General features: G+C 64.8%; 20 protein-coding genes. 4 read left to right on the top strand and 16 right to left on the bottom strand.

The genetic code is table 11. The features are described from left to right. Positions 1-4: 4 nt before the first annotated feature. From bbsA to CDA09_RS07395, 9 genes are all read right to left on the bottom strand, one after another. Positions 5-439 (bottom strand): benzoylsuccinyl-CoA thiolase subunit BbsA, encoded by a 435-nt coding sequence (bbsA, locus tag CDA09_RS07425; protein WP_121428036.1) that lies wholly within the window; start codon positions 437-439, stop codon positions 5-7. A gap of 269 nt (positions 440-708) precedes the next feature. Continuing rightward, a complete protein-coding gene (locus CDA09_RS07420) occupies positions 709-2,019 on the bottom strand; it encodes a DUF1329 domain-containing protein (protein ID WP_286164485.1) in 1,311 nt (436 codons plus the stop codon). A gap of 26 nt (positions 2,020-2,045) precedes the next feature. Continuing rightward, positions 2,046-4,091: a DUF1302 family protein gene (locus CDA09_RS07415; RefSeq protein ID WP_121428034.1), complete on the bottom strand. Its 2,046-nt coding sequence runs from the start codon at positions 4,089-4,091 to the stop codon at positions 2,046-2,048. Positions 4,092-4,157: 66 nt separating this feature from the next. Then, complete coding sequence (locus CDA09_RS23600; RefSeq protein ID WP_286164406.1) at positions 4,158-5,345, bottom strand: efflux RND transporter permease subunit; 1,188 nt, start codon at positions 5,343-5,345, stop codon at positions 4,158-4,160. Next, the gene (locus CDA09_RS23595; protein WP_286164405.1) at positions 5,315-5,761 is read right to left on the bottom strand and encodes a hypothetical protein; all 447 of its coding nucleotides are present in this window, start codon (positions 5,759-5,761) and stop codon (positions 5,315-5,317) included. Before CDA09_RS23595 ends, CDA09_RS23600 begins: the two co-directional genes overlap by 31 nt. A gap of 21 nt (positions 5,762-5,782) precedes the next feature. Continuing rightward, entirely contained in the window at positions 5,783-6,580 is a 798-nt protein-coding gene (locus CDA09_RS23590; protein ID WP_286164404.1) for an RND transporter family protein, read from the bottom strand. Positions 6,581-6,593: 13 nt separating this feature from the next. Continuing rightward, complete coding sequence (locus CDA09_RS07405; protein ID WP_121428033.1) at positions 6,594-7,571, bottom strand: WD40/YVTN/BNR-like repeat-containing protein; 978 nt, start codon at positions 7,569-7,571, stop codon at positions 6,594-6,596. 409 nt (positions 7,572-7,980) lie between these two features. Continuing rightward, the gene (locus CDA09_RS07400; protein WP_121428032.1) at positions 7,981-8,637 is read right to left on the bottom strand and encodes a response regulator transcription factor; all 657 of its coding nucleotides are present in this window, start codon (positions 8,635-8,637) and stop codon (positions 7,981-7,983) included. 70 nt (positions 8,638-8,707) lie between these two features. Further along, on the bottom strand, positions 8,708-10,399 hold the full coding sequence (locus CDA09_RS07395; RefSeq protein ID WP_121428031.1) for a PAS domain-containing sensor histidine kinase: 1,692 nt from the start codon (positions 10,397-10,399) through the stop codon (positions 8,708-8,710). A 444-nt stretch (positions 10,400-10,843) separates the two neighbouring features. Here CDA09_RS07395 and CDA09_RS07390 point away from each other — a divergent pair, with 444 nt between their 5' ends. Beyond that, the gene (locus CDA09_RS07390) at positions 10,844-12,646 is read left to right on the top strand and encodes a sigma-54-dependent Fis family transcriptional regulator (RefSeq protein WP_286164403.1); all 1,803 of its coding nucleotides are present in this window, start codon (positions 10,844-10,846) and stop codon (positions 12,644-12,646) included. A gap of 39 nt (positions 12,647-12,685) precedes the next feature. On the opposite strand, the gene CDA09_RS07385 is transcribed toward CDA09_RS07390, so the two are convergent. The 4 genes from CDA09_RS07385 to tnpA all read right to left on the bottom strand — a co-directional run bounded on the left by CDA09_RS07385 (position 12,686) and on the right by tnpA (position 14,852). Beyond that, positions 12,686-13,105, bottom strand: coding sequence for a hypothetical protein (locus tag CDA09_RS07385; protein WP_286164402.1), 420 nt, complete (start codon positions 13,103-13,105; stop codon positions 12,686-12,688). Continuing rightward, complete coding sequence (locus CDA09_RS07380; RefSeq protein ID WP_164844380.1) at positions 13,105-14,007, bottom strand: IS66 family transposase; 903 nt, start codon at positions 14,005-14,007, stop codon at positions 13,105-13,107. The genes CDA09_RS07385 and CDA09_RS07380 overlap by 1 nt, the downstream gene beginning before the upstream one ends. A gap of 78 nt (positions 14,008-14,085) precedes the next feature. Further along, a complete protein-coding gene (gene tnpB, locus CDA09_RS07375; RefSeq protein WP_121428028.1) occupies positions 14,086-14,433 on the bottom strand; it encodes an IS66 family insertion sequence element accessory protein TnpB in 348 nt (115 codons plus the stop codon). Then, positions 14,430-14,852: an IS66 family insertion sequence element accessory protein TnpA gene (gene tnpA / locus CDA09_RS07370; protein ID WP_121428027.1), complete on the bottom strand. Its 423-nt coding sequence runs from the start codon at positions 14,850-14,852 to the stop codon at positions 14,430-14,432. Before tnpA ends, tnpB begins: the two co-directional genes overlap by 4 nt. 150 nt (positions 14,853-15,002) lie before the next feature. On the opposite strand from tnpA, the gene CDA09_RS07365 reads away from it, so the two are divergent. Beyond that, entirely contained in the window at positions 15,003-15,773 is a 771-nt protein-coding gene (locus CDA09_RS07365; protein ID WP_121430773.1) for a DNA adenine methylase, read from the top strand. 171 nt (positions 15,774-15,944) lie between these two features. Then, complete coding sequence (locus tag CDA09_RS07360) at positions 15,945-17,327, top strand: MATE family efflux transporter (RefSeq protein WP_121430772.1); 1,383 nt, start codon at positions 15,945-15,947, stop codon at positions 17,325-17,327. 18 nt (positions 17,328-17,345) lie between these two features. Here the strand turns inward: CDA09_RS07360 and CDA09_RS07355 are convergent, their stop codons facing one another. Both CDA09_RS07355 and CDA09_RS07350 read right to left on the bottom strand, forming a co-directional pair. Then, positions 17,346-19,157, bottom strand: coding sequence for a M61 family metallopeptidase (locus CDA09_RS07355; protein ID WP_121428026.1), 1,812 nt, complete (start codon positions 19,155-19,157; stop codon positions 17,346-17,348). 323 nt (positions 19,158-19,480) lie between these two features. Next, complete coding sequence (locus CDA09_RS07350) at positions 19,481-19,939, bottom strand: YaiI/YqxD family protein (RefSeq protein ID WP_121428025.1); 459 nt, start codon at positions 19,937-19,939, stop codon at positions 19,481-19,483. A gap of 128 nt (positions 19,940-20,067) precedes the next feature. Here CDA09_RS07350 and CDA09_RS07345 point away from each other — a divergent pair, with 128 nt between their 5' ends. Continuing rightward, complete coding sequence (locus tag CDA09_RS07345; protein WP_121428024.1) at positions 20,068-23,235, top strand: error-prone DNA polymerase; 3,168 nt, start codon at positions 20,068-20,070, stop codon at positions 23,233-23,235. Between the two features lie 25 nt (positions 23,236-23,260). Here CDA09_RS07345 and CDA09_RS07340 read toward each other — a convergent pair whose 3' ends face one another. Continuing rightward, positions 23,261-24,502, bottom strand: a complete 1,242-nt coding sequence (locus tag CDA09_RS07340) for a sensor domain-containing diguanylate cyclase (RefSeq protein WP_121428023.1) — start codon at positions 24,500-24,502, stop codon at positions 23,261-23,263. Between the last annotated feature and the right edge of the window lie 207 nt (positions 24,503-24,709).

Raw genomic sequence — 24,709 nt, 5'->3', positions numbered from 1 at the left:
AAGATTAGGCTTTGCGGAACTTGTAGCTGATCAGCGGAACACCGTCGCGGTTGTCGCGCACCGGCCCGACCGTCAGCTCCACCTCTTCGTCGCAGCGGAAGCTGCCGGGCTCACCTTCCAGCTGCGCGAAGATCCGCAGGTTTTCGGGCAGATCGATATAGCCGAATGAATATGGCGTCTTCATTCCCGCCTGGCCAATAAAATTGTCGGAAAAGCTATAGAGCTTTCCGTGCCGACTGAGCGGCACGACCTCGAACTCCTCACCCCAGCAGCTCGGGCACGGGCTGAGCTTGGGAAAATCCAGTTGACCACAACCCTTGCAACGATAACCCTTCAGGTACGGCGCCTTGCCGTCTGCAGGGACTTCGAGCAGGTCCGGATGAAAGAAAGTGATATCCGGTTTCTTTTCCGGCTTCTTGTTCGGCTTTTGATCAGACATGACGCCTCCGCAGCATTAATTTCGTGTTCAACGTGGATTCAATTAGACGCGCATGGCTGCGGTGCAACAATTGGTGCGGACACCTAACGATTAAGGGGCAACCCCACCTGCCGGCGGAAGGCGGAAATTCGCGCCAAATGGTCGTTCCGACAATCCCGCCGAACCGTCGCCGATACCTGACCAATCCCGGTGGTGCAAAAAAAAAAGCGCGCCAAAAGGCGCGCAAAAACTTCCGCGGGAGGAGAGTGTTCCCGAGAAAATTTTTCGGCTCAGCTTCCGCCGCGCATGTTCTGGACGTTAAACAGGTTCACCGGAACCATGTGGGCGTCCACCTGCCCCTTGAACTGTCCTGTCGTGCAGTGCTTCGCCTGCACGTCGATCATGCTGAATGCATCGAAAAGGACTATGCCGCTGCCCTTGTTCTTCGCCAGATGAGAATCGGGATGTGACATCCCGAGCATGAAGATCTTCCACAAGTCCCCCTTGCGGTCATAAACCAGGGTCTCCGACATCGCCGAGGTCTGGGCGTCCATGTAATGCACCCGCCTGCTGACCGGATGATTGGGATCGACCGGTGACGACTCGACGACATGAACCTTGCGCAATTGCCACGTGATGTTCGGGAAGCATCCGCCCTGGCCGCTGAAGCCGACGTACTTGTAGTCGTCCGGCTCCTTGTATTCGTCCGACAGCTTCATGTCGCTATGGTTGTAAAACGGCATCAGCATGTTCACCGTGCCCTTGTACTTCCAGTTCATGTCCGAAATGCGACCGTTGTAACCCTCGAAGTCCTCGATCATGATGTCTGATCCGAGGAAGGCATCGGTGGTCTGTCCGGTCGACAGTCGACGCACGCGGCGCTGGAAGCCGAGATAGAGATAGGCGTCGTCCTGCTTCAGGTCGTCCTCGTAGCGCTGAATCAGAAGCTGTGTGTTCTTGACGTCCTGTGGTTCCTGCACGTTCACATAAGTGGCGCGGTACAGCTTCGACGGGTTTGGCGAAATTTCCGGCGTCGGTGCCTGATTCAGTCGATGCGTGTATTTGATGAAATGGAAGTTGAACAGGATATTGCGCTCCACCTTGGCGCTGTCCATGTTGCGGTACTTCCAGTAGAACGGCGAAATCGCCAGGCTGTCACCCCAGTTCATGCCATAGCGGAAGTTCCACGCGAGCTTCTCGCCGGCGCGCGGATCTTTTGCATCGGGCTCTTCCGGGAATGGACGCCCGGCCACGTAGCCGACAAGCTCACCTGGTTTTGCGCCGAGTTTCACCTTCGCGACATGCTCCCTGGTCGCGTCGACATAGCTCTTGTTCAGATCGAACGACGTCGTCGCTCCCACGCTGATCTCGACCGCCCCTTCCTGGATGTACCGCCGCAATCCCGGGTCGAGCACGGCCTCGAAATTCGCAACGTTCCCCTTGTTGATCACCGTGCCAGGCGTCACCCCCGCGGCCGTCGGCACACCGTGCTTGTACGGAAAGAAGGACTTCTCGATGTCCGCCTCGGTCGCCGCATGCAGCACGCCCGCCGTGCAGGCCAGTGCCACAATTACGCTTTGTCTTGCAAGATATCCGCTCATTTCCACTGTCTCCTCTTTTAAACGGCTCAGAACTTGTAGCGAACCGTCACATAAATGTCGTCTTCCGCGACGGCCGCACCGATCGGTCCCGCCCGGAACCGGCCCAGGGGCTCGATCCCGCTCAAACCCGCCGATCCGGGCGTAAAGGGCTGACCCGACGCGGTATAGGTCGTGAAGGGCGGATACGGGTTGGCGGAACGGGTGTCGTCGAACTTGTAGTGGTTGTCGCCGTTCGCATACTTGAAGTTGGCCCCGAGCGTGACCTTGAAGTCGTCGGTGACGCTCCATTCGATCTGCGGCGCGATCGTGAACGCCTTCGCACGGAAGTCGCGCGCCATGATCAGCTGCGGGCTGACCCGGTCGCCGGAAAGGAAGCCCTTGATCAGCAACGTGCCGATGAAGTTGTCTTCCCAGTCGACCATGCCCACCTTGCCGAGTGGTCCGCCGTGCAGTTCATGATCGAAGATGTGCTGCCAGAAGAGCTGCGCCGAAATCAGCGTCGCGCGCGTCTTGCTGATGAACGGGATGAAGGTCGGACGATCGACACCGACCACCGTGCGCAGCACCTTGTTCCGCGAGAACAACTCGGGGCGTGCCGTGTTCGCGAACTCCTCGCCGTGCGTCAGCGCCGCCTCCATGCGGACCGCGGCATCGACATCGGGGATCTGGAAATCGAGCGATCCGCCGACGAGGTTCACCCGCGGGTAATGGACATCGAACGCGATCAGATCGCCGACCGGCACGCCCGCCGCCGGCGGCGTCGTGTTGCCGCTGCCGCCGGTGAAGGGGTTAACCGCATCACGGTTGAATGCGCGCAGACTGGGCAGTTGCGAGCGGTAGGTGAGCGCATTGAGCGAGAACGCGAGGCCGTCCTTGCTCACCCCCTCGTACTTGATCCCCAGTTGCGTGTTCGCCAGCGACCATTCGGGAAGATGGACCTTGCGGATGCCGATCTGGTGCGGGCCGAAATCGGTTGCAGCCCAGGCGCCCGCCGTTCCGGGCGGAACCGCCGCGAAGTTCGCGACCGTTCCGCCGTTGTCCCACAGGTTGGCCATGCCGCGGAAGAAGCAACCGGCATCGAGCATCACGTTCGGCGTGCCGCATTGCCCGAGGTTGTTCGGGCGGAACTTGTCGACGTTCCACACCACCTGCACGTTGCGGTCCTGCATCGACTCGCTCGCGCCCATGCGGTATTCGGCCTGAACGATCCACATCGGAATGCGGATGTCCTGGAGCTCGTCGTAGATGTTATTGCGCGAATAGTCGACCGGATTGATGACGTCGAGCACGCGAAAGAGATCCGTGCGCCCCCACACCACCTGCTGACGGCCCAGCTTGAGGAAGAGCTCGCTCCCGTCGGCGAACGGGAACGTCTTCTTCGCATAGATTTCGCGCAGGAAATCGAGCCGATCATTGAACTCCGGCGCCTCCAGTTCGCTCAGCTTCAGATCCCCGTAGCCGCCAAAGTCACGACAACCGCGCTTGTCCGTATCGCAAGGGCGAACGGGCACCCCGAAGGCCACCCCGCCTTCCGTCCTGTGCCAGCGGTCACCCAGGACCCGCATCCCGTCATTCGGATTCGCCGCCAGGTTGAAGCCAAAGGCGTTCGTCGGCGGCAAACCGATGGCCGTGCCGATCGGGTTGTTGATTCCCCCACCGTGCGGAACCTGGGGCCGATTGAGGGGCGTGCCTGCGCTGGTCGGCACGGGCGGCAAAAGAGGCGCCGCCGTGTTTTCGAGCTCGATCGGTCCGCCGGCCCGACGACCGTATTCATCCCGATTCAGACGATACACGCCGTCCCAGCTTCCCCGCAGAATGCTGCGGAAAGCCCAGCCGTCGCCCATCGGCTTGTCGGCTTCGACCTGAAGCGTGTTGCGGAACTTGGCGAGTCCCGCATCGTGGCGACGCACGCTATGGTTCTCGTAATACACGTCCGCGACCCAGGGCGAAGCGCCACCGCCCAGATCCGGAAGATTTTCGTCCGCGGCCTGCACCTGTCCGCCTGCCGCCAACGACAAGGCGGCCGCCAGAACGCTCAATTTCGGACGCGAAAAATCCCCTGCTGCCTTCATACAGCATTTCCTCCCTTGATAGCCCCGAATCGGTTTGCGTTGGAGTCTTGCGCCGGGTTGTGCGCGTTACGCCGGCTGTGCCGCCGCCGTGCAGGGCGGCTCCGGTTCTTTTTCACGGACCTGGATGACCTGGTCCTCGTCGAGATAGACCGCGGTGATGAAGCGCGGCTTGAAGATCATGACCCACGCCGGCACGAGGAGCATGGCGGCCATCACGTTGAAGACCAGCATCAGGCTGAGCAGCAGCGCCGCATCCGACTGGAAGCGCAGGTCCGATAGCACGATCCACATCACGACACCGGCGATCAGCGTCATCGCGGTAAAGGAGACTGCGAATCCCGTCGTCGCGATCGCCTTCAGAACCGCCTTGCGCAGATCCTGCAGTGCCGCCATCTCCTCGCGGATGCGGTTCATGATGTAGATCGCGTAGTCGATGCCGACGCCGATGCCGACGGCGATCACCGGGACGGTATTCACATTCATGCCAATGTGCCTGATGCTCATATACGAATAGGTCATTACCGTGGCGAAGAGCATCGGCAGCACCATCAGCCAGCCCGCATGGAGCGAACCATAGAAGGCCCAGACGAAGGCAAATGACAGCGCGAGCACGAGCGGGACGATGAGGAAGTTGTCGTGGCGGACGGCATCGTTGATCGCCGCATTGACGCCCACGTTGCCCCCGGCGAGTTCGATGCTCAGGCCCGGCACCTTGTCCGCCAGCCCGGCGGCGCCTTCCCGCGCCAGCGCAATGGCGCGCTCGATCGTCTGCGCCTGGTGGTCCTTGTAGAAGAACACGACGTTGGCGAGATTCTCGTCCGTGTTCGTATATTCGTTCAGGGCACCCGGAATCGGACTCGCTGCCATGAAGGTGAACATCAGCCCGCCGATTTCGTTCGGGTTCGACGGGATCTGGTTCCAGCGCGGGTCGGTGTTGTGAATCAGCCCGTTCACCGAGCGGATCAAACCCGGCAAGGCCTTCGTGCCGCCGACGTTCGGATCCTGCAACATCGTGTTCTGGAACGACTCGATCGCGCGCAACACCTCGGGATTCTTCAGTCCGCCCTTGTCCGCTGTCCGCGCCACGATGTAGAGCTCTTCCGACCCCGGAAAGCGCTCGTTGATGGCACGCGACGACACGTTGTAGTCGTGCTGCGGATAAAGCAGCGGACTTCCCGGCTCGGCCTCGCCCACCTGCACCCCGCGGCTCAGCCAGGCGCCGGTCAGTACGAGGACCGCGCCTGCGACGAGCACCGCGATCGATCCCCCACGGCTGCCGACCACGCCGAACAGCGCAACGACCACATGCCGTAGCCCCCCTCGCGCACCGCCGCGACACGCGGCTGCGGCAGGACGAGCAACAGCAACGGCACGACGAGCAGCACCGTAAACACCACCGAAAAGGCCCAGAACCCCGCGTAGTAGCCCATCTTCGTATTGATCGGCGCAGCGCCGAGGGCGAGCACGAGAATGCCGGCCGTATCGACGACGATCGCCAGCGAGCCGGGCCGGAACAGATCGTCGAACGCATTGCGCGCGGCGTGCCGGGAATCGTTCGTCTGGGCGAGTTCGAAGTAATAGCGCTCGACCAGCTGGATGCTGTGCGACATTGCACGGGCTGCGATCAGGAATGGAATCACCAGGTTCAACGGGTCGAGATTCCAGCCCATCAGCGAGATGAAGCCGAGCCCCTAGATGGAAGACAGGGTAATTCCGAGCAAAGGCAGGAGCACGCCGTACAGACGCCGGAAATAGATCACCAGCAAGGCCACCATCAGCCCGAGCGTGTATAGGAAGATCTGGATGATTTGCGGCAGATAGGTGTACACCCAGCCGATCAGCACCGGGTTTCCGGCCGCGTGGATTCTTACTCCTTCTGCGGCCTCGCTGGCCCGCACCGCCTGCAACTCCGAGAAGATCCTGGCGTAATCGATGCCGTCGGCTTCGTTCAGCTGCGCCTTGATCATTGCGGACTTGAGATCGGGCGACACCAGCAGGCCGTAGACCCGCGGATTCGCCTTCACGTCCTTCCTGAGCGTATCGAGTTCCTCGACGCTCAGTTTCGGCTGCGTCGGATCGTAGTACAAACGGGAAATCATCTCTCCGCTTTCCGTCAGCCAGATCTTGCGCACCGTGCGGTGTGTGAGGCTCGCGACCTGGTTGTGATTCACGCCCGGCAGACTGTCGACCCCCTGCGTCAGCCGATGCAGCCGTGACAAGGTTTCATTGGTAAAGATGTCGCCCTTGTCGACCTCGAGGGCGACGACGATCTGACTCGCCCCGCCGAAACTGCCGCGGATCTCGTTATGCAGTTTGATGTAAGGGTGGTTCTGCGGCAGCAGGTCCTCGAAAGCCGAATAGACCTGAAGGCCGGGCAGCTTGAATGCGAAGAACACCGTCACGAGAAGGATCGCCGCGAGGATCGCGCGCGGGAACTCGAAGGCGACGTTCTCGAGTTGATGAACTGCGTGGGTAAAGCGATGGCGCATGATGGGACCTCGCTCAGTTCTTCGCGGTGACCGTGCGGTCGCCGTCGAGTGTCGTCACTTCCACCCCCCCTGCCCCGCCCGCAACCAGGACCCGGCCGTCGCCGAACGGCAATGCAGCCCGCAGATAGGTGGCGTTGCGGGCGTCGGCGAGCTTCCACTGGTCCCCGCTCGCCCGGAACACGAGCCCGTTGATCCCCACGCCGAGCGGCGTACCCCGGTCGAGCGCCAGCCCATAGATCGGCGCGCCCGCTTCATTGATCCGCTTGCTCCAGCTCTTGCCGCCGTCGGTGGTCTGCATCACCACTCCCGCCAGACCGGACACCCAGCCTCGGTCGCGATCGGCGAAGATCGCCGCATAGGGATAAAAGTCCTCACCGATCTTCGGCAGCGCCTCCCAACTCGCTCCACCGTCGCTCGTGCGGTAGACCGCGCCGAACTCGCCAGTGATGAATCCTTCGTGCTTATTCACGAACTGCACGCTTGCAAGCATGGCGTCGTCACCGACGACCGTCGTGCGCCAGCTCGCACCACGGTCGCGGCTTGACGCGATCGTGCTGCCACCGCCCACCACCCACAGGCGGTTCTCACCATCACACGCGATAGCGAGCGGATTGACCGGCTCCTCGATCGCACGGGCTTCCCAGTTGTCGCCCGCCGCATCCGCGATCCAGACCCGATGAAAGAAATCGAGTGCGGCGAAGCTTCCGTCTGCACAGGCCGAGACGCCGACGAACGAACTGAGGGGATCGAGCTGTTGCCGCGACCAGCTGTTCCCGCGATCGGCCGATGTCAGCACAACGCCCGTTGCGCCGACCACGACCGTCGTCTTCCCGTTGTCCGCGGCTGCCTGAAACGCATCGGATCGTTTCGCGCCATTCGAACCGCCCGCGACAATGTTCGACGGATTCGCCGATGCGCCGCATCCGCCCAGCATCACGCAAAGCAAGGCGCCTAAAGAGCCGGCGCACCATGACTTCATGGACCCATTCATGAATATGTCTCCTCCGTTCAGGACGGGTCGCTGCGGCTCTCGCGATCATGCAGATCGCGATATGAACCTCCCCACCCGGCGGCACGAATGTAGGCTTCGCGCACCTGACCAACAATTGGTGCGCACACCTAATCAGTAGGGAGTTATACCTGCCCCTTCCGCGACCGGAATTCGGCGCGACATGACGCACGCATTAGCGGACAGATCGTGTGCGAAGGGGATGCGCGGATTACACGAGCGACACGCGGCGCGCCGACTTGGCGCTGCACCAGCCAATGCGACCGAGGCAGCGCCACACCCTGTTCTTGCGCGAGGACGGTCCTTACCATTTGTCGTCGCGGGCCTGGATTTCAAACCCGACGACGAGGACGACAATGAGTGATGTTCGCGTGGATTCGGGGGCTCAACCTCAGTTGGGGCGTCGCGACGCCCATTTGCACTCGAGGCAGTGGCTGTTCGTGAGCATCGACAACTGAATCAGCTCGCCCGACGAGCGGACCCCCAGCTTGCTCATCAGCCGCCCGCGGTGCGCCTCCACGGTCTTCGGACTGATTCCCAGGATTCTGGCGATTTCCTTGCTGCTGTTTCCCTCAACGACGAGATCAAAGATTTCCTTTTCCCTCAGCGAGAGGCTTTCGAGACAGCTGCGGTACTTGTGCCGCTCGCTTTGCTGGCCCATCGCCTCCTTGCTCTGGGTCAGGGCCGCATTGACGGCATCGAGCAGATCCTGGTTGCGGTAAGGTTTCTGCAGAAAGTCGATGGCGCCCCTTTTGATGGCCTGCGCGCCCATCTGCGCATCCCCATATGCCGAGAGAAAGATGATCGGCAGTTTGAAGGCGCGCTCGCACAGCATCTCCTGAAGCTGCAGACCGCTGAGCGCCTGCATCCGCACGTCGAGGATCAGGCACCCGTAGTCACACGAAACATCGCCGTCGAGAAACGCCTGGGGCGAATCGTACATTTTCACGTCGAGGGCGATCGAACCGAGCAACCACTTCAACGAATGACGGACCGACTCTTCATCATCGACGACGAATACCGTCGGCGAAAGCTTTTCGACCTGCATGGACTCCTCCTTTTGTGCATGACCTTCGCCGCCCGAGACTCTTCGGTCTTCTTGGCAGCGCGGGCCTCTCCTACATTGGCAAGGTGAATTGAAAGCGCGACCCGCCCTTGCCGATCCTCGAATACGAAAGTTGTCCGCCGTGCGACTCGACAATCGAGCGGCAGATCGTCAGGCCGATCCCCATCCCGTCGGTCTTGGTAGAAAAGTAGGGCTCGAACACCCGCTTCGCAGACCGCTTCTCGAGCCCCGTGCCGTGGTCCTGGACGAACACCGTCATCGCCCCGCCCCCGTCGATGATCTCGCTGCCGATGACGAGCTTGCGACCCTCCGGCGGCAGGCCCGTCATCGCCTCCATGCCGTTCTTCATCAGGTTGAACAGCACCTGCTGGATCTCGACCTTGCAGAGCGGCACCGGCGGGGGATCCTGCAGCAGCCGCAGGTCGACGCTGACGTCATGCCGGCGGACCTCGAAATTCAGGAACGCGAGCGCGTCCTGGATCACCTCGTTGATGTTCTCGGGTTCCTTGTCGGGCTTGTGCTTGCACACGAACTCCTTCACGTGGCGCAGGATCTCGCCCGCCTGCTCGAGATACTTCAGCGCGAGCCCCATGGACTCGGAGATCTCCCCGACGCCGTCGACGCGCTCGAGACGCAAGCGGCAGCCGTTCAGGTAATTGACCGCCGACACCAGCGGCTGCCCCATCTGGTGCGCCAGCGCCGCCGCCATTTCGGCCATCGAGTTGATCCGGCCCAGGCGCGTGAGCTCCGCGTGGCGCAGCCGTTCGAGCTCTTCGATGCGCTTGCGGTAGGTGATGTCGGTGAAGGCGGCGACGACGAACTGCTCGTCCTTGCGCTCGATCAGCGACGCGCTCACGCTCAGCCAGCGCAGCTTGCGTCCCTTCTCGTCGCGCATCCCGATTTCGATGTTGTCGATCGAATCCTTCTGGAAATCGCGGATCTGCCAGGGCAGGCGATGCCTCGGGATCTCGGTGCCGTCGTGCAGGAAGAAGCGCAGCGGCAGTTTGCGCCAGTTCTCGGGCGAAACCCGCCGCAAGCCGACCATTTCGGCAAACTGGCAATTGGCCTCGAGAATGCCGCCGTGCGCATCCGTGATCGAGATGCCGATCGGCAGCATGTGAAAGAGCTTCTGGTATTTCTCGCGGTTCTCGTTCGCGACCTCCTCGGCGCTCTGGCGCGTCGCGACTTCCGCCTCGAGGCTCGCGACGTGCCGGCTGAGCTCCACGGTCCGCTGCTGCACGACGAATTCGAGCTTCTCGACGTCGGCCTTCAATTCGTCCTCGATCCGCTTGTGCTCGGAGATGTCCTGCACCACCCAGATGCTGCCGAGCCTGGGGTTGGCCGGATCGAGCAAGGTGCCGGTGACGATGCACCAGATCAGCGTGCCGTCCTTGCGCACGAACGGCCGCTCGTCCTTGAAGGTGTGATGAGACTCGAAGAAGTGGCCGAATTTCTGACCGATCGTCGAAAACGAGTCGTCGCTCAGGTAATGCACGCCGACCGACTGGTTGTCGAGCTCGCCGGGTCCGTACCCGAACAATTCCTCATATCGCCGGTTACAGCGCCGGATCCTGCGGTTGAACAGGTGGCAGATCGCCACGGGCGTGTTGCGAAAGATCGCCTCATAGCCGACCGCGGCGTCCTCGCCCTGCTCGTCGTTCAATGCTACGTCGAACACGTCATCCCTCATGAGCACCGGGTAGCGCTCGGCTTCCGATCGCCGCAATGTCGTTGGGAATGTCATGGATATGTCCCATTCGTGGTTTGACGGACCCGCACTTGCAACTGCACGGTGACGGTAGCTCCCAGCAGAAGATGTGCCAGAGGTGGATCAGGCCGGCAGGAACCCCGATATCTGGAAGGAAAACGCCCAACCCGCAGACACACCAAGACGGGGAAACCTTGCTACAGGACGCAGAAGGGCAGAATCTCGCGGAGCACAGCTGCAATTTGATGATTTGACCGAATCGATCCGGAGGTTTTTTCCATCAAATGATCGATTACCCAGGCGTGCCCTCGAACAAAGTTCGCTTGCCAGCCTCTCGAGATTCGTTATTATTTGATGAAAACCAATTTCTCATCTGGCCACAGGGCATAAGCTCTCTCAATCGGATCCTGTATGGCCCACGGTGGGCCGGTGGACGGCAGTCGCCGTACCGGTTCGCGCGGTGCGCGGCGGCGAGTTCCCGTGCCTGCAACCGCGCCGGCCGCGATCGAGGAAATCATGGCGAAAAGACACCCCGAAGGACGCGAACCCGACTCACCCGCGCAAACTCACCGAGAGCTACACGCGACTTCCAGGGGAATTCGGGTGCCGGCGTTCAATGATCTCGCCAAGCGCCTGCGTTTCGCGCCCCAACAAGGCCGCATCTGGCTCGACGACCAGCGAATGATGCTGATGCATGTCAGCTCGCTTGGCGCCTTGCGGCAGGAGCTGATCGAGAGCCTCGACAAGGAAACGGCGCGCGGGCTGATCACCCGCATCGGCTACCAGGCGGGTACGCGAGACGCGGCAATGGCGCGCAAGGTCCGCGCCAGCCTGAATACCTATGACGATTTCCTGGCCGGCCCGCAACTCGTCTCGCTGGAGGGCATGGTGCACTGCGAACCGGTGGCGCTGGATATCGACGTCCAGCGTGGCCACTACTTCGGCGACTTCTATCTCGTGGACAGCTCCGAGGCGGAGGCCCACATCGCCAGCTACGGTATCGGCAACGAATCGGTGTGTTGGATGCTTGTCGGTTATGCGTGCGGCTACACCAGCGCGTTCATGGGCCGTCCCATCCTGTGGCGGGAAACCGAATGTCGCGGGATGGGGCACGCGAAATGCCGCGTGGTAGGCAAGCCGGTGGAGGAATGGGAAGACGCCCAGGATGACCTGCGCTTCCTGCGGATCGGCGATTTCGTCAAATGGGCACCACAGGCCGAGGCGCCACTGCCCGCCACGAGCCGCATCGCCGCTCGGCTATCCACCGCACCTGAGAATAGCTTCGGCGTGGTCGGCATCTCCGCCGGCTTCAACACGGTCTGCCACATGGTCAACAAGGTGGCGCCCACCGACGCCACCGTGCTGTTCCTGGGTGAGAGCGGCGTCGGCAAGGAAGTCTTCGCAAACAACCTGCATCGCCTGAGCAAGCGCGCAGACGGCCCCTACGTCGCGGTGAACTGCGCATCCATCCCGGAACACCTGATGGAATCGGAACTGTTTGGCGTCGAACGCGGTGGATTTACGGGCGCTACCACGTCTCGCGCCGGACGCTTCGAGCGAGCCGATCACGGCACGCTCTTTCTCGACGAGATCGCCACGCTGAGCTTCACTGCGCAGGGCAAGCTGCTGCGCGCACTGCAGCAGGGCGAGATCGAGCGCGTGGGCGATACACACACGCGCCAGGTGAACGTCAGGGTGGTTGCCGCCACGAACGTGAACCTGCGCGAAGCCGTCAAAGCCGGACAATTCCGCGAGGACCTCTTTTTCCGCCTCAACGTCTTCCCGATCGAGGTGCCACCGCTGCGCGAGCGCCGCGACGACATCCCGCTAATGATGAACTGGTTCCTCCAGCGCATGGGCCGCAAGCACGATAAACATATCACCGGCTTCCGCGAACGGGCGGTTGATGCGATGTTCGCCTACGACTGGCCCGGCAACGTGCGAGAACTGGAGAACATGATAGAACGCGCGGTCATCCTGGCCGAGGATGGCGGCGCGCTCGATTTATGCCATCTGTTCACCGGCGGCGAGGAAGTCGATACCACCGCCCTCATGTTGAAACGCAGCGGTGGCATCGGACGTGTCAGTGAACCGGCGGGAGCGGAATCGCTGTCGATCGCCGCCGTCGGCCCGCGACTGGCGGAAACGGAGGTGGCCATGTTGCGCGCTGCCGTTGCGGAGGCTCACGGCAACCTGTCGCACGCCGCCAGAGTGCTGGGCATCAGCCGCCCGACGCTGGTGTACAGGCTTCGCAAATACAGCGTCATGCCCGATGCACGTTGATAGGCGTATCCGTCCGGTAATCCCCGTCAGCGGGGCAGGTCAGAGATCGACGAGGTGCCGCAGAAGCGGGAAGGAGACGCGCCAGCTTTGACCGTCGCAGTCGAGGGTGGCGGTGCGCTGATTGATGCGGACGATGGTCCCGACGCGGGTCTGCAGGTGACGGTCCTCGAAGCTCACGCGGTCGCCCACGTGGAAGTCGGCGCGGGTCGGAGGCGGCGGTTCGGGCACCGATGGCGCCGGGATCGAAGCCGCGTCCGGGATTTCGATCGCTGCATAGGGCAGTTTCCATTCGCGCCGGGTGCGCTCGTCCTGCACGGTGAGTTGCGTGTCCTTCATCGCGACGATCCGCCCCGTGCGCAGCGCCATCTGGGGGCCGGCCTGTTGCCAATCGAGGAAACGCACGGATTGCCCCAGATGCAGGTGGCGACGGATTTCGATGATCCGGGCCGGGTCCGACATCAGGCGTTCGAGGATGGTCGAGAGGTGGAACAGTCGTACAGCGCCGCCGGCGCCACCGCCTGCCAGCGGCCCTCTTCGTCCTTGCGGTGCCCGCCGGCCAGATACGCCCACATCCGCGCGGTGACGGTCTTGCCCGGTGCCTGCAGCGCGAGCGTCGTGTCATCGGTGAAGATCACCGGGCTCGCGAGCACGTGGCGATGCAGCGCTGGCATCAGCACGCTCAAGAGCTCGGCCCCGTCGAGCACCCAGTCGCACAGCGTCTGGCGCGCGATCACGACGCCGTCGCGGGCGAGGATGCGCTGCTGACGGGCGAGCGGGCAATGATCGAGGTATTTCGACACCATCACGTGCGCGAGTAGCCCCGGCCCGGCGTTGCTCTTGGCGATCGGCGCGCCCGGGGCGGTGGCGGTGCGGATCGTGCTGCTGCCATCGGCGCGTTCGCAGCGGTACTTCAGGCGCACGTTCTGGATGACTTCGAGGCGCGCCGGGATGTACTCGAGCATCTCGGAGACTTCCTCGCCGATGCGCTCAACCGCGGCAAAGGCCGCTTTCTCATCCGCGGACAGGTCGTGCTCGACGCGCCGCCGCGGCAAGTGTTCACCGATCGCGGCGCGCCCTGGCCGGCGCCGGCGGTGCGCCTCGACCTCGCGATACGCCTCGGGCGGCACCGGCACTACGACCGCCTCGCTCCACAATTCGCCTTGCCCCGCGTGGATCGCCTCGCTGCGCGGGCCGAACAGACGCCGGCGCAGTTCGGCCAGCGGGTGGCGCAGGCTCTCCATCTGCGCGTCGAACTGCGTCCGCAACCCGTCGAGCTGCGCGGCCATCTCCAGCACCATCTCCTGGAGCGGCTCAACGGCGTTCGGCAGGGTCGCGCGATCGATGACGGCAGAGCGATTCATGGCGTCCATCTTGCCCGCGGGTGCCGCCTCCAGGGCAGTCGGTCAAACCCCGATTGCATGAAGGGCACGGCCCCGCCCTCAGCTCACGCGGGACGCAGTCACCGTCGGGAGTCGCCGCACGCGGGCCAGATCGATGCCGTCGAGCCACGCCACCCGTTCGCTCATCGCCAGAGCGCCGGCCGAAAGGCGCGCCGGATCGGCGAAGCGGCCCCGTTCCAGGCGCTTGTACAGCACCCAGAAGCCGTGCCGGTCCCACACCAGGAGCTTCACTTTGTCGCGGCGCCGGCCGATGAACACGAACACCAGCCCCGACAGCGGGTCCATGCCCATGCAGGAGGCGACCAACTGCGCCAACGCGTCGATCGATTTCCTCATGTCGACCGCCTCGCTATACACATAGGCCCTGACCGCCGAGGACAGGATCACGGCAACTGCGCCAGGATGCGATCGAGCACCTGCTGCGCGGCCGCGCCTTGCAGATGCAGTGTCATCGTGCCGGGCAGGCGCACTTCGATTTCCGCGCTGAGTGAGGGCGCGTCCACGCCATGGGGCAACGCGATGAACTGGCCCCGCGCATCGGCCGACTTCGACTTTGCCCGCGACGCGGGCTCGACGCCGGCCCCGGTGCGCACCAGACGCCCGACCCGATGCCGAAACGTCGACAGCGCCAAGCCGTTCACCTCGCAGTACTGCGGGATGCTCAGCCCCTGCTCACGCCGCAGCGTTTCATGCTGCTGCCAGAACGTGTCGTCGCGGGCCATCATCCGCTTGCCCGTGCGCCAGTCGATCCGACCGACCGCCGTGCCGATACCGCCTTCCCCATCCGAAACCAACCGACCTTCCATCGTCGCATGCTCCGCTATTCAAGGAGCGATAACGATCCCTCAGTGCGAGCGCCTGCGGAAGAACGGGGATTTCCGGACGGATACGTGCACACGGCGGGTCTAAGCCTACCAACAATTGCAACAATCAAAAAGGGCTTACACAGAATGGAAATGCAATCTGCTTCCCCCATCGTCCCCTGGATCGGTGGCAAACGCCGTCTGGCGAAACACATCCTCCCGCTCTTCCCCGAGCACACCTGCTACGTCGAGCCCTTCTGCGGCGCGGCTGCTCTCTACTTCCTGAAGGCGCCGACCAAGGTCGAGGTGCTCAATGACGTGAATGGGGAGCTGGTCAATCTGTATAGGGTGGTGCGCCACCACCTGGAGGAGTTCGTCCGGCAATTCAAATGGGCGCTGACCTCGCGGCAAATCTTCAAGTGGCTGCAGATCACGCCCGAGGAGACGCTGACGGACATCCAGCGCGCGGCCAGGTTCTTCTACCTCCAGAAGATGGCCTTCGGCGGCAAGGTCGAGGGCCAGACGTTCGGCACCTCGACCACCTCAGGCCCGAGGCTCAACCTGCTGCGCCTGGAAGAAGACCTGTCGGCTGCCCACCTGCGCCTGAGCCGAACCTACATCGAGAACCTGGACTGGGCCGACTGCATCCGCAAGTACGACCGCGAGCACGCCCTGATCTACTGCGACCCTCCGTACCGGGGCACCGAGGGCTATGGCGTCGATTTCGGCCTGCACCAGTACCAGCGCATGGGCGACCTGGCCAAGACCGTCCAGGGCCGCATGGTCATCTCGGTCAACGACATCCCGGAGATGCACCAGGCGTTCGCCGGCCTGTGCATCGATCGGGTGGTCATCAACTACACCGTGGGCGGCGCTGGCCGGGCGAAGGTCAAGTCGGGCGAGCTGATCATTCGGAACTGGTAGACGTGACGAAGGGGCCTCTCAGCCCCTTCCTTCTGCAATTCGCTTTCAAGGCATGCAACAATCACCCGGTACAACTTATCTCGCAAGAAGTGCCGCATTTATCGCGGCGCGCATCAACCTCACCCGCAGCCCAAAGGCCCTTTTCGCTTGAGCGCCTCCCCCTCGTCGTCCATCTCGCCGTCCTCCTCGTCGCACGCCTCGCCGTCCACCATCGTCCGCCAGCTGCTGCACCACGCCTGGCCGATACTCGTTGCGCAGATCCTGTCGATGAGCATGCTGATCGCCGACACCATCATCGTCGGGCGCTACGGCACGGTGGATCTCGCGGCGATCGCCGTCGGCAGCGGCGTCTACATCTCCATCGTGATGCTCGTCGTGGGCGTGCTGCAGGCCGTCGCTCCGACCGTCGCGCACCATTTCGGCGCCGGCCGCATGGAGCGGATCGGGCCGACGCTGCAGCAGGGGTTCTGGCTGGCCCTGATGCTGGCCGTCCCGGGCATCGTGCTGATGGTCTTCCCCGGCTTCCTCCTCGAACTGAGCAGCGTTCCGCCCGACGTCGACGCCAAGACCCGCGAATACCTCCTCGCGACCGCTGCCGGCCTGCCCGCCGTACTGCTGTACCGCACCTTCTATGCCTTTAACAACGCCGTCGGCAAGCCGCGCGTGCTGATGGCGATCAGCTTCATCGTCACGGCAACGCACGTCCCGCTCGCCTGGGCGCTGGTGCATGGCCACCTGTGGCTGCCGCCGCTGGGCGTGCTCGGCTGCGGCATCTCGACGGCCATCGTGAACTGGCTGGCTTTCGCCTGCGGCACCGTCCACCTCGCGCGCAATCCCGGCTACCAGCCCTATCACCTGTTCGCACATTGGCGCGGGCCGCAACCCGGGGAGATCCTCTCGCTTCTGCGGCTGGGCGTGCCGATGGGCCTGTCGACCTTCATCGAAGTGTCGTCCTTCACCCTGATCGCGCTGTTCGCGGCACGGCTGGGCGCCGAGGCCGTGGCCGGCCACCGCGTCGTCGCGAACCTCGCCGCGCTGATCTACATGCTGCCGCTGGCGATGTCGATCGCCGTGCTCGTGCTCGTCGGCCAGGCTGCCGGCGCGCGCGACTGGGCACGGGCGCGCATGACGGTCCGCGTCGGCATGATCGTCACGGGCAGCCTCGCGTCGCTCATCGGCATCGCCATGTGGCTCGCGCGCAAGCCGGTCATCGCGCTGTTCTCGGAGGACGAAGCGGTCCGCGCAATCGGCCTCGCGCTGCTGCTCTACATCTGCATCTACCAGCTGTTCGACTCGGTGCAGACGGTCGCCGCGCACGCCCTGCGCGGCTACAAGGTGACGTTCGTGCCGATGCTGATGCACGCCGTGTGCTTCTGGGGCGTCGGCCTCGCCGGCGGCTACTGGGCGAGCTTCCACGCGCCGTGGCGGACGGCGGGCCCGCATGTCGCGGGTTTCTGGGAGGCGGGCGTGATGTCCACCGTGGTCGCCGCCGTGCTGTTCGGCTGGCTGCTGCGCGCGGTGATGCGCCGGCAGGACCTGCCTGCCGCGCCCTGACCCGCCCGGTCCCGGCCTTCAGGCGCCCAGCCAGCCCTTGCGCAAGGTCCGCATCGGCGCGGACACCCGCTTGCCGCTCGCGAGCTTCACGGTGTCGGCAGGCGGAGCCGTCAGCTCGGCGGTGAAGTGCATCAGCTCGTCGCGGCGGAAGGCATGGATCGTGACCAGCTCGCCCGGCCTGCGGCGGGCGAGCTGCCCGTCGAGCGACGCGGCCGTCACCTTGAGGCCGTCGAGCGCGACGAGCACGTCCCCGGCCGAAAGCCCGCACCGCTGCGCCGCACCGCCGTCGAACACGTTCGCCAGCTTCGCCTCACCGTTTCCGGCGGCCAGCTTCACGCCCAGCGACGCCCCCTTGGCCGCCGCCTCGGCGCGGTATTCGATCCCGAACGGCCTGAGAAACTCGTCCAGCGGCAGATCTTCCGTGCCCTCGACCGCGTCCTTCAGCCAGCGCGACAGGCGCCGGCCCGCGCCCTTCAGGCCGGCTTCAGCGACTTCGCCGACCAGCGCGAACAGGCCGTCTTCCGCGACCCCTTCCCCTGTCTGGCCATGCCGCTGCCACAACAGCCGCATCACGTCGTCCAGGCTCTTGCGCCCGGCACTCGCCGCGCGCAGCTGCAGGTCGAGCGCCAGCGCGATGAGCGCACCCTTCGCGTAATAACTGACGATCGCGTTCGGCGCGTTCTCGTCCTGCCGGTAATACTTGATCCACGCGTCGAAGGACGATTCCGCGACGCTCTGCTTCAGCCGGCCGCCGCTGCGCAGCACGTTGGACATCGTCTTGCCCAGCAGGGCGAGGTAATCCTCGACGGCGATCACGCCCGAACGCACGAGCGCGAGATCGTCGTAATAGGACGTGAAGCCCTCGAACGCCCACAGCAGGCGCGTGTAGTTCTCGCTCGCGAAGTCGTAGGGCGTGAACGCCGCCGGCTTGATGCGCTTGACGTTCCAGGTGTGGAAGTATTCGTGGCTGCACAGCCCGAGGAAAGTCCGGTAGCCCTCGGTCTGCTCGCCCATGCCGGCGTAGGGCAGGTCGCCGCGGCTCGTCAGGAGCGCGGTCGACGAACGGTGCTCCAGCCCGCCGTAGCCCTCGCCGACGACCATCGTCAGAAACAGGTAGCGATCGACCGGCGCGGGCGTGCCGAACAGCTCGATCTGCCACGTGCACACGCGCGCCAGATCCGTGCACAGCCGTTCGAGGTCGCAGTCGTGGCGCCCCGTCAGCGCGATTTCGTGCGGCACGCCCGCCGCCTCGAAACGCGCATGCGTGAAGCCGCCCATCTCGACGGGGTGGTCGACCAGCTCGTCGTAGTTGTCCGCGTAATACAGCCCGAAACCCATCGCCGGCGCCGCCAGCGGATCGCCCGCAGGCCGCTTCAGCGTCGTCGCCACCTTCCAGGTCTGCAGCGCCGGGCCGGCCGGCGGCAGGATATCCACGTAACAGGGTTCCCCGGTCTTGCCCTCGACGGCGAGGAACACGCTCGTGCCGTTGAAAAAGCCGTGGGTCGCATCGAGATGCGCGGCACGCACCGAAAGATCCCACGCATACACCTCGTAGCTCAGCGTCAGCGCCCGCCCGCGCGCGACGGGGGCCGCCCGCCAGCTGTGCTTGTCCAGTTTCTCGATCCCGACCGGCCGGCCGTCGCACTCCGCCTTCAGCGTCACGATGTTGCGCGCGAACTCGCGGATCATGTAGCTGCCAGGAATCCACGCGGGCAGGCGAAACACCTGCCCGGACGGATCGGGATCCGCGACCGTGCAGGTCACGTCGAAGATGTGCGCCTCCGGACGCGCGGGGGAAATCGTGTAGGACACGCGGGGCTGGTGGGGCATCGACAATTCCGCAGACGAACCAAAGCTGTCGATTCTAGCCGTTGCGGCTGCGACCGGACGAGTCGAGGCGATGTTGTGTCGATGCCTCATTTTTGCGCAGGAGCAACATTTCCTTTTGCGTCAGGGTCCTGCACCGCATCCCCACAAGTTGTCCACAGGACTGCCCACGCCTGGTGGGGATAAGCGACGGGTTTTCCCCAAGGGCACGTTGCGGGAATGCCTCATTTTTGTGCAGACACAACAATTCCTTGTGCGTCAGCGATCTGCAGCACGTCCCCACAAGTTGTCCACAAGACTGCCCACGGCGCGTGGGGATAAGCGTCTTATCCACCGCTCCGGTGGTGGCGCGCGAGAAACTGGTCCAGACGGTTCGCGAATGCCTGCCGATCCCCCTGGCTCAGGGCCGACGGGCCGCCGGTCTGCACACCGGTCGAGCGCAAGGTATCCATGAAGTCGCGCAGGCTGAGCAATTCACGGATGTTCTCGGCCGAATACAGCTCGCCACGCGGGTTGAGCGCGTGCGCCCCCTTGGCGATCACGCCCGCCGCCAGCGGAATGTCGGCCGTCACGACCAGGTCGCCCGCCAAAAGGCGCCGGACGATCTCGTTGTCCGCGACATCGAAGCCGGGCGGCACCTGCAGGGTCTTGATCCAGGGCGACCGCGGCACGGACAGCGGCTGGTTGGCCACCAGGGTCAACACGATCCCGCAGCGCTCGGCCGCGCGGTAGAGGATTTCCTTGATCGCCTTCGGACAGGCGTCTGCATCAACCCACATCTGCATCGATTCGGCTCCGCAACGGACTATTCGGCGGGAACGGCTCCCGGGGTACGCAACGATAACGGCCATCGAAGGCAGAAGGAACCGGTCGCGCGGGGAGAAAATCCGCAGACACGTTTTATACTGTATTTATGTACAGTCAAAACAATGCTCTCCCACCCCGCTATGCCGAGCTCCATTGCCTGAGCAATTTCAGCTTCCAGCGCGGCGCCTCGCACCCCGAGGAACTCGTCGCGCGGGCAGCGAGCCTGGGCTACACCGCGCTGGCCATCACCGACGAGTGTTCACTCGCAGGGGTTGTGCGTGCGCATCAGGAGATCCGGCGCGAAAGGCTCCCGCTGCACCTCGTCGTCGGCACCGAGATCCGCCTCGCCGACGGCCCCCGCCTCGTGTTGCTCGCGACCGACCGTTCCGCCTACGGCCGGCTCGCCCGCCTCATCAGTATCGGCCGGCGGGCCGCCGGGAAAGGCGACTACCGCCTGACCCGTGCCGATCTCGGAGATGGATTGCCGGGTTGTCTCGCCCTGCTGCTTCCCCCCGAGGACGAACCGGACCACGCCGCGCTGGCCGAGGACGGCCGCTGGCTGGCTGAACGCTTTCCCGGTTCGTCCTGGCTCGCCATCGAACTCGCCTGCGGCCCGGACGATGCCCAACGGCTCGCAACCCTGCTCGCGATCGCCCGCGCAGCCGGCCTGCCTCCCGTCGCAGCGACCGGGGCACTGATGCACGACGCCGCACGACGGCCGCTTGCCGACGTGCTCGCCGCGCTCCGTCTCCACGCCACCATCGCCGAAGCCGGCGCCCGGCTCGCGCCAAACGCCGAGCGCCGCCTGCACGAACGCAGCACCCTCGCCCGCCGCTACCCGCCCGGGCTGCTCGCAGAGACCTTGCGCATCGCCGCCCGCTGCCGATTCCGGCTCGACGAGCTGCGCTACGAATACCCCGCCGAACTGGTCCCGGACAGCGAAACCCCGTCGAGCTGGCTGCGTCGCCTGGTCGAGGACGGGCTGCGCTGGCGCTACCGCCCGGACGGCGAGGCGCCCCCGCGCGTACGCAAGCAGATCGAGTACGAGCTCGCGCTGATCGGAGAACTCGGCTTCGAAGCCTACTTCCTCACCGTGCACGACATCGTGCGCTTCGCCCGCAGCCGCGGGATCCTGTGCCAGGGACGCGGCTCGGCGGCCAACTCGGTGGTGTGCTGGGCGCTCGGCATCACCGAGGTCGATCCCGGGCTCGGCATCATGCTGGTCGAGCGCTTCATCTCGAAGGAGCGCAACGAGCCGCCCGACATCGACGTCGATTTCGAACATGACCGGCGCGAGGAAATCATCCAGTACCTCTACGCCAAGTACGGCCGCGAACGGGCTGCGCTCGCCGCCACGGTCATCCGCTACCGTTCACGCAGCGCCCTGCGCGATGTCGGCCGGGCGCTCGGCTTCCCGCTGGCGCAGATCGAGCGGCTCACGCGCGACCACTTCTGGTTCGACGGCCGCCACATCCTCCCCGAGCGCCTGCGCGATGCCGGCCTCGACCCTGACAGCCCCACGGTACGGCGCCTCGCCGCCCTCACGGAGGAACTGATCGGCTTTCCGCGCCACCTCTCGCAGCACGTCGGCGGTTTCGTGATCGCCCGCGGCCGCCTCGACGAGCTGGTGCCGATCGAGAACGCCGCGATGCCCGAACGCACCGTCATCCAGTGGGACAAGGACGACCTCGACACCTTGGGTCTGCTCAAGGTCGACGTCCTCGCCCTCGGCATGCTCTCGGCCCTGCGCCGCGGCCTCGCGCTGATGGCCGCCTGGCACGGCCGCGAAATGACGCTCGCGGACATCCCGCGCGAAGTCGATGCCGTCTACGACATGCTCTCCGCGGCCGACTCGGTCGGCGTCTTCCAGGTCGAGTCGCGCGCCCAGATGACCATGCTGCCGCGCCTCAGGCCCCGCCGCTTCTACGACCTTGTCGTCGAAGTCGCGATCGTGCGCCCCGGCCCGATCCAGGGCGGCATGGTCCATCCCTACCTCGAAGCCCGCGCCCGCAAGGAACGCGACGAGGAAATCGACTACCCGCGCCCGGAATGCCGCGCGCCCGGCGCACCGCAGGACGACGGCGTGCGCCGCGTGCTCGAGCGCACGCTGGGCGTGCCGATCTTCCAGGAACAGGTGATGCAGCTCGCCGTCGTCGCGGCCGGCTTCACCCCCGGCGAGGCCGACCAGCTGCGCCGCGCGATGGGCGCCTGGCGTCGCCAGGGCGAGCTCGAACGCTACCGCGCGCAACTGCTCGCCGGCCTGGCCGATCACGGCTACCGGGCCGAGTTCGCCGAGCGCCTGTGCAACCAGATCGAAGGCTTCGGCAGCTATGGCTTTCCCGAATCGCACGCCGCGAGCTTCGCGCTGCTCGTGTATTTCTCCGCGTGGATCAAGCGCTTCGAGCCCGCCGCCTTCCTCTGTGCGCTGCTCAACAGCCAGCCGATGGGGTTCTACTCCCCTTCGCAACTGATCCAGGATGCCCGCCGGCACGGCGTGACGATACGCGGTGCAGACGTACGCGCGAGCGACTGGGACTGCACGCTCGAACCCCAGGACGGCACACACCTGCCCGCGGCACGCCTGGGACTACGCATGGTCAAGGGATTCAGCGTCGACGCCGCCGCACGGATCGCCGCGGCCCGCAGCACGGGCTCCTTCGCCGGCGTGGACGATCTCGCGCTACGCGCCGCGCTCGATGCGCGCGAGCTCCGGCTGCTCGCCACGGCCGGCGCCCTGGCGGGGTTGGCCGGACACCGTCGTCAGGCACTCTGGCAGGCCGCCGGCGGACAACCCGCGGAAGGCATCCTGCACGGCGCACCGGTGATGGAGAGTGCGGCGGAGATCGCAGCGCCGAGCGAAGCCCAGGAACTGCTCGCCGACTACGCGCGGCTGGGATTCACGCTGGGCCGCCACCCGCTCGCGCTGCTGCGCGAACGGCTCAGCGCGATGCGCTTTCTCACCGCGGCCGAGATCGCCGCCTGCCCCGACCGCCAGCTCGCCCGCGCCGCCGGCATCGTGACCTGCCGCCAGCGGCCCGGCACCGCGAAAGGAACGCTCTTCATGACCATCGAGGATGAAACGGGGCTTGCCAACGTGATCGTCCGGCCCGAGCTCATCGAACGGCAGCGCCGGGAACTGCTCGGCGCACGGCTGCTGGGCGTGTTCGGCCAGATCAGCCGCCAGGGCGACGTCATTCACCTGCTGGCGGGCCGCGTCGTCGATCATTCGGCCCTGCTCGGCACGCTCGCGGCACCAAGCCGCGACTTCCATTGAACGGCCCTCCGTGCAGCGCGCGCCCTCACTGCACGTCGCCCGCCGGCCCCTGTTGCAGGCAGTCGGTGACCGCCACCACGTTGTTGCGCCCGAGGCTCTTCGCCCGGTACAGCGCCGCATCCGCCGATGCCAGCACCTGTTCGAGCTCGTCGCCCGGCTGGAACCCGGCCAGCCCGATGCTGACCGTCAAGCCGAACGACGCGCCGTCTGCCCCCGCGATGTCGATGGCCGCGATTTTCTGCCGCAGGCGCTCCGCGAGCTCGCGCGCACCTTCCGGCAGCGTGCCCGGCAGGACGACCACGAATTCCTCGCCGCCATAGCGCCCGACGATATCGATCTCGCGCACGCTCCCGACACAGGTTTGCGCCACCCTCCGGATCGCCTGGTCACCCACGGCATGCCCGTGCCTGTCGTTGATCGACTTGAAATGATCGATATCCACCATCATCAGGGTCAAGGCCAGGTTGAATCGCTGGGCGCGCTGCCGCTCCTGCTCCGCACGCTCGAGGAGGTAGCGGCGATTCGCGATCCCGGTCAGCGAATCCACCAGCGCCAGCTGGCGCAGATCCTCTTCCCGCCCCTTGCGTTCGGTGACGTCCTCCCGCACGGCGACGAAGTGCGAGACGCGCCCGAAGCGGTCGCGCAGGGGGGAGATGGCCATGTTCTCCCAGTATTCCTCGCCGCTCTTCCGGCGGTTCCGGACCTCGCCACGCCACACCTTGCCCGACAGGATCGTCTGCCAGAGGTCGCTATAGACCTCGCTCCGCGTATGCCCGGCGCTGAACATCGCAGGACTGCGGCCGAGGATCTCGCGCCGCGCATACCCCGACGTCTTCAGGAAGGCGTCGTTCACGTACTCGATCCGCCCGCGGTTGTTGGTGATCATGATCGCGGTCGGCGCGTGATCGACTGCCGCCTTGTAGGTTTCGAGCGCGTACTCGCTGACCGGCAGCTGAACCTGCCGGAAGTCCTGCACGTCGCCATCCGGCGTCCAGGAGGAGGGCGTTGCGTAGCCGGACGGTCCGGCACTCGGCTCGGGCGGACTGCCGGCCGAACGCACCAGGGGCCACACTGCCCAGGCTACGACCGCCGCCAGCAGCCCCAGGGACACGCCCAGGAAGGAAATGAAGACACTGCGCCCGACCGTCGCAGTGTTGCCCAGTTCCTCGGCGGCAAGCACGCCCTCCAGCATCCAGAGTCCCAAGGCTGTCAGCGCTGCGAACGCCAGCACCAGGAAGATCGTCAGCGACGTACGGGGAGGAAGCATCAGCCGATCCGGTAAACGACGAGAGTCCGCGCGCAAACAGCAATGATAGTGGATGCAGTTGCGATAATACCAAATAAATTTTTCGTGCCTTGATCCAAGACAATTCTTGCCCCCGCCTGCGGTTTCCTCCCGGGCCGATCCTGCTCCCGCCCGGTGCGGCCGGAAGAGCGTTTGCGCTAACATGCCCGTCGCCTCAACCCGCTTCGC

Origin of the sequence: Azoarcus sp. DN11 (genome assembly GCF_003628555.1) — a bacterium.
GTDB lineage: Bacteria > Pseudomonadota > Gammaproteobacteria > Burkholderiales > Rhodocyclaceae > Aromatoleum.
The sequence above is the reverse complement of the archived record's forward strand: the minus strand, read 5'-3'. Positions and strand labels throughout refer to the sequence as shown.

Coding starts and splice junctions, on each gene's coding strand:
- CDA09_RS07385 (WP_286164402.1), bottom strand. CDS start 13,105: ATGTCGGACCCGGCCCGGATCATCGAAATCCGTCGCCACCTGCATCTG.
- tnpA (WP_121428027.1), bottom strand. CDS start 14,852: ATGGAAGGTCGGTTGGTTTCGGATGGGGAAGGCGGTATCGGCACGGCG.
- CDA09_RS07420 (WP_286164485.1), bottom strand. CDS start 2,019: ATGAGCGGATATCTTGCAAGACAAAGCGTAATTGTGGCACTGGCCTGC.
- CDA09_RS07350 (WP_121428025.1), bottom strand. CDS start 19,939: ATGCAGATGTGGGTTGATGCAGACGCCTGTCCGAAGGCGATCAAGGAA.
- bbsA (WP_121428036.1), bottom strand. CDS start 439: ATGTCTGATCAAAAGCCGAACAAGAAGCCGGAAAAGAAACCGGATATC.
- CDA09_RS07395 (WP_121428031.1), bottom strand. CDS start 10,399: ATGACATTCCCAACGACATTGCGGCGATCGGAAGCCGAGCGCTACCCG.
- CDA09_RS07415 (WP_121428034.1), bottom strand. CDS start 4,091: ATGAAGGCAGCAGGGGATTTTTCGCGTCCGAAATTGAGCGTTCTGGCG.
- CDA09_RS07380 (WP_164844380.1), bottom strand. CDS start 14,007: ATGAATCGCTCTGCCGTCATCGATCGCGCGACCCTGCCGAACGCCGTT.
- CDA09_RS23590 (WP_286164404.1), bottom strand. CDS start 6,580: ATGCGCCATCGCTTTACCCACGCAGTTCATCAACTCGAGAACGTCGCC.
- CDA09_RS07405 (WP_121428033.1), bottom strand. CDS start 7,571: ATGAATGGGTCCATGAAGTCATGGTGCGCCGGCTCTTTAGGCGCCTTG.
- CDA09_RS07400 (WP_121428032.1), bottom strand. CDS start 8,637: ATGCAGGTCGAAAAGCTTTCGCCGACGGTATTCGTCGTCGATGATGAA.
- CDA09_RS07345 (WP_121428024.1), top strand. CDS start 20,068: ATGTACAGTCAAAACAATGCTCTCCCACCCCGCTATGCCGAGCTCCAT.
- CDA09_RS23595 (WP_286164405.1), bottom strand. CDS start 5,761: ATGGGCTGGAATCTCGACCCGTTGAACCTGGTGATTCCATTCCTGATC.
- CDA09_RS07340 (WP_121428023.1), bottom strand. CDS start 24,502: ATGCTTCCTCCCCGTACGTCGCTGACGATCTTCCTGGTGCTGGCGTTC.
- CDA09_RS07355 (WP_121428026.1), bottom strand. CDS start 19,157: ATGCCCCACCAGCCCCGCGTGTCCTACACGATTTCCCCCGCGCGTCCG.
- CDA09_RS07365 (WP_121430773.1), top strand. CDS start 15,003: ATGCAATCTGCTTCCCCCATCGTCCCCTGGATCGGTGGCAAACGCCGT.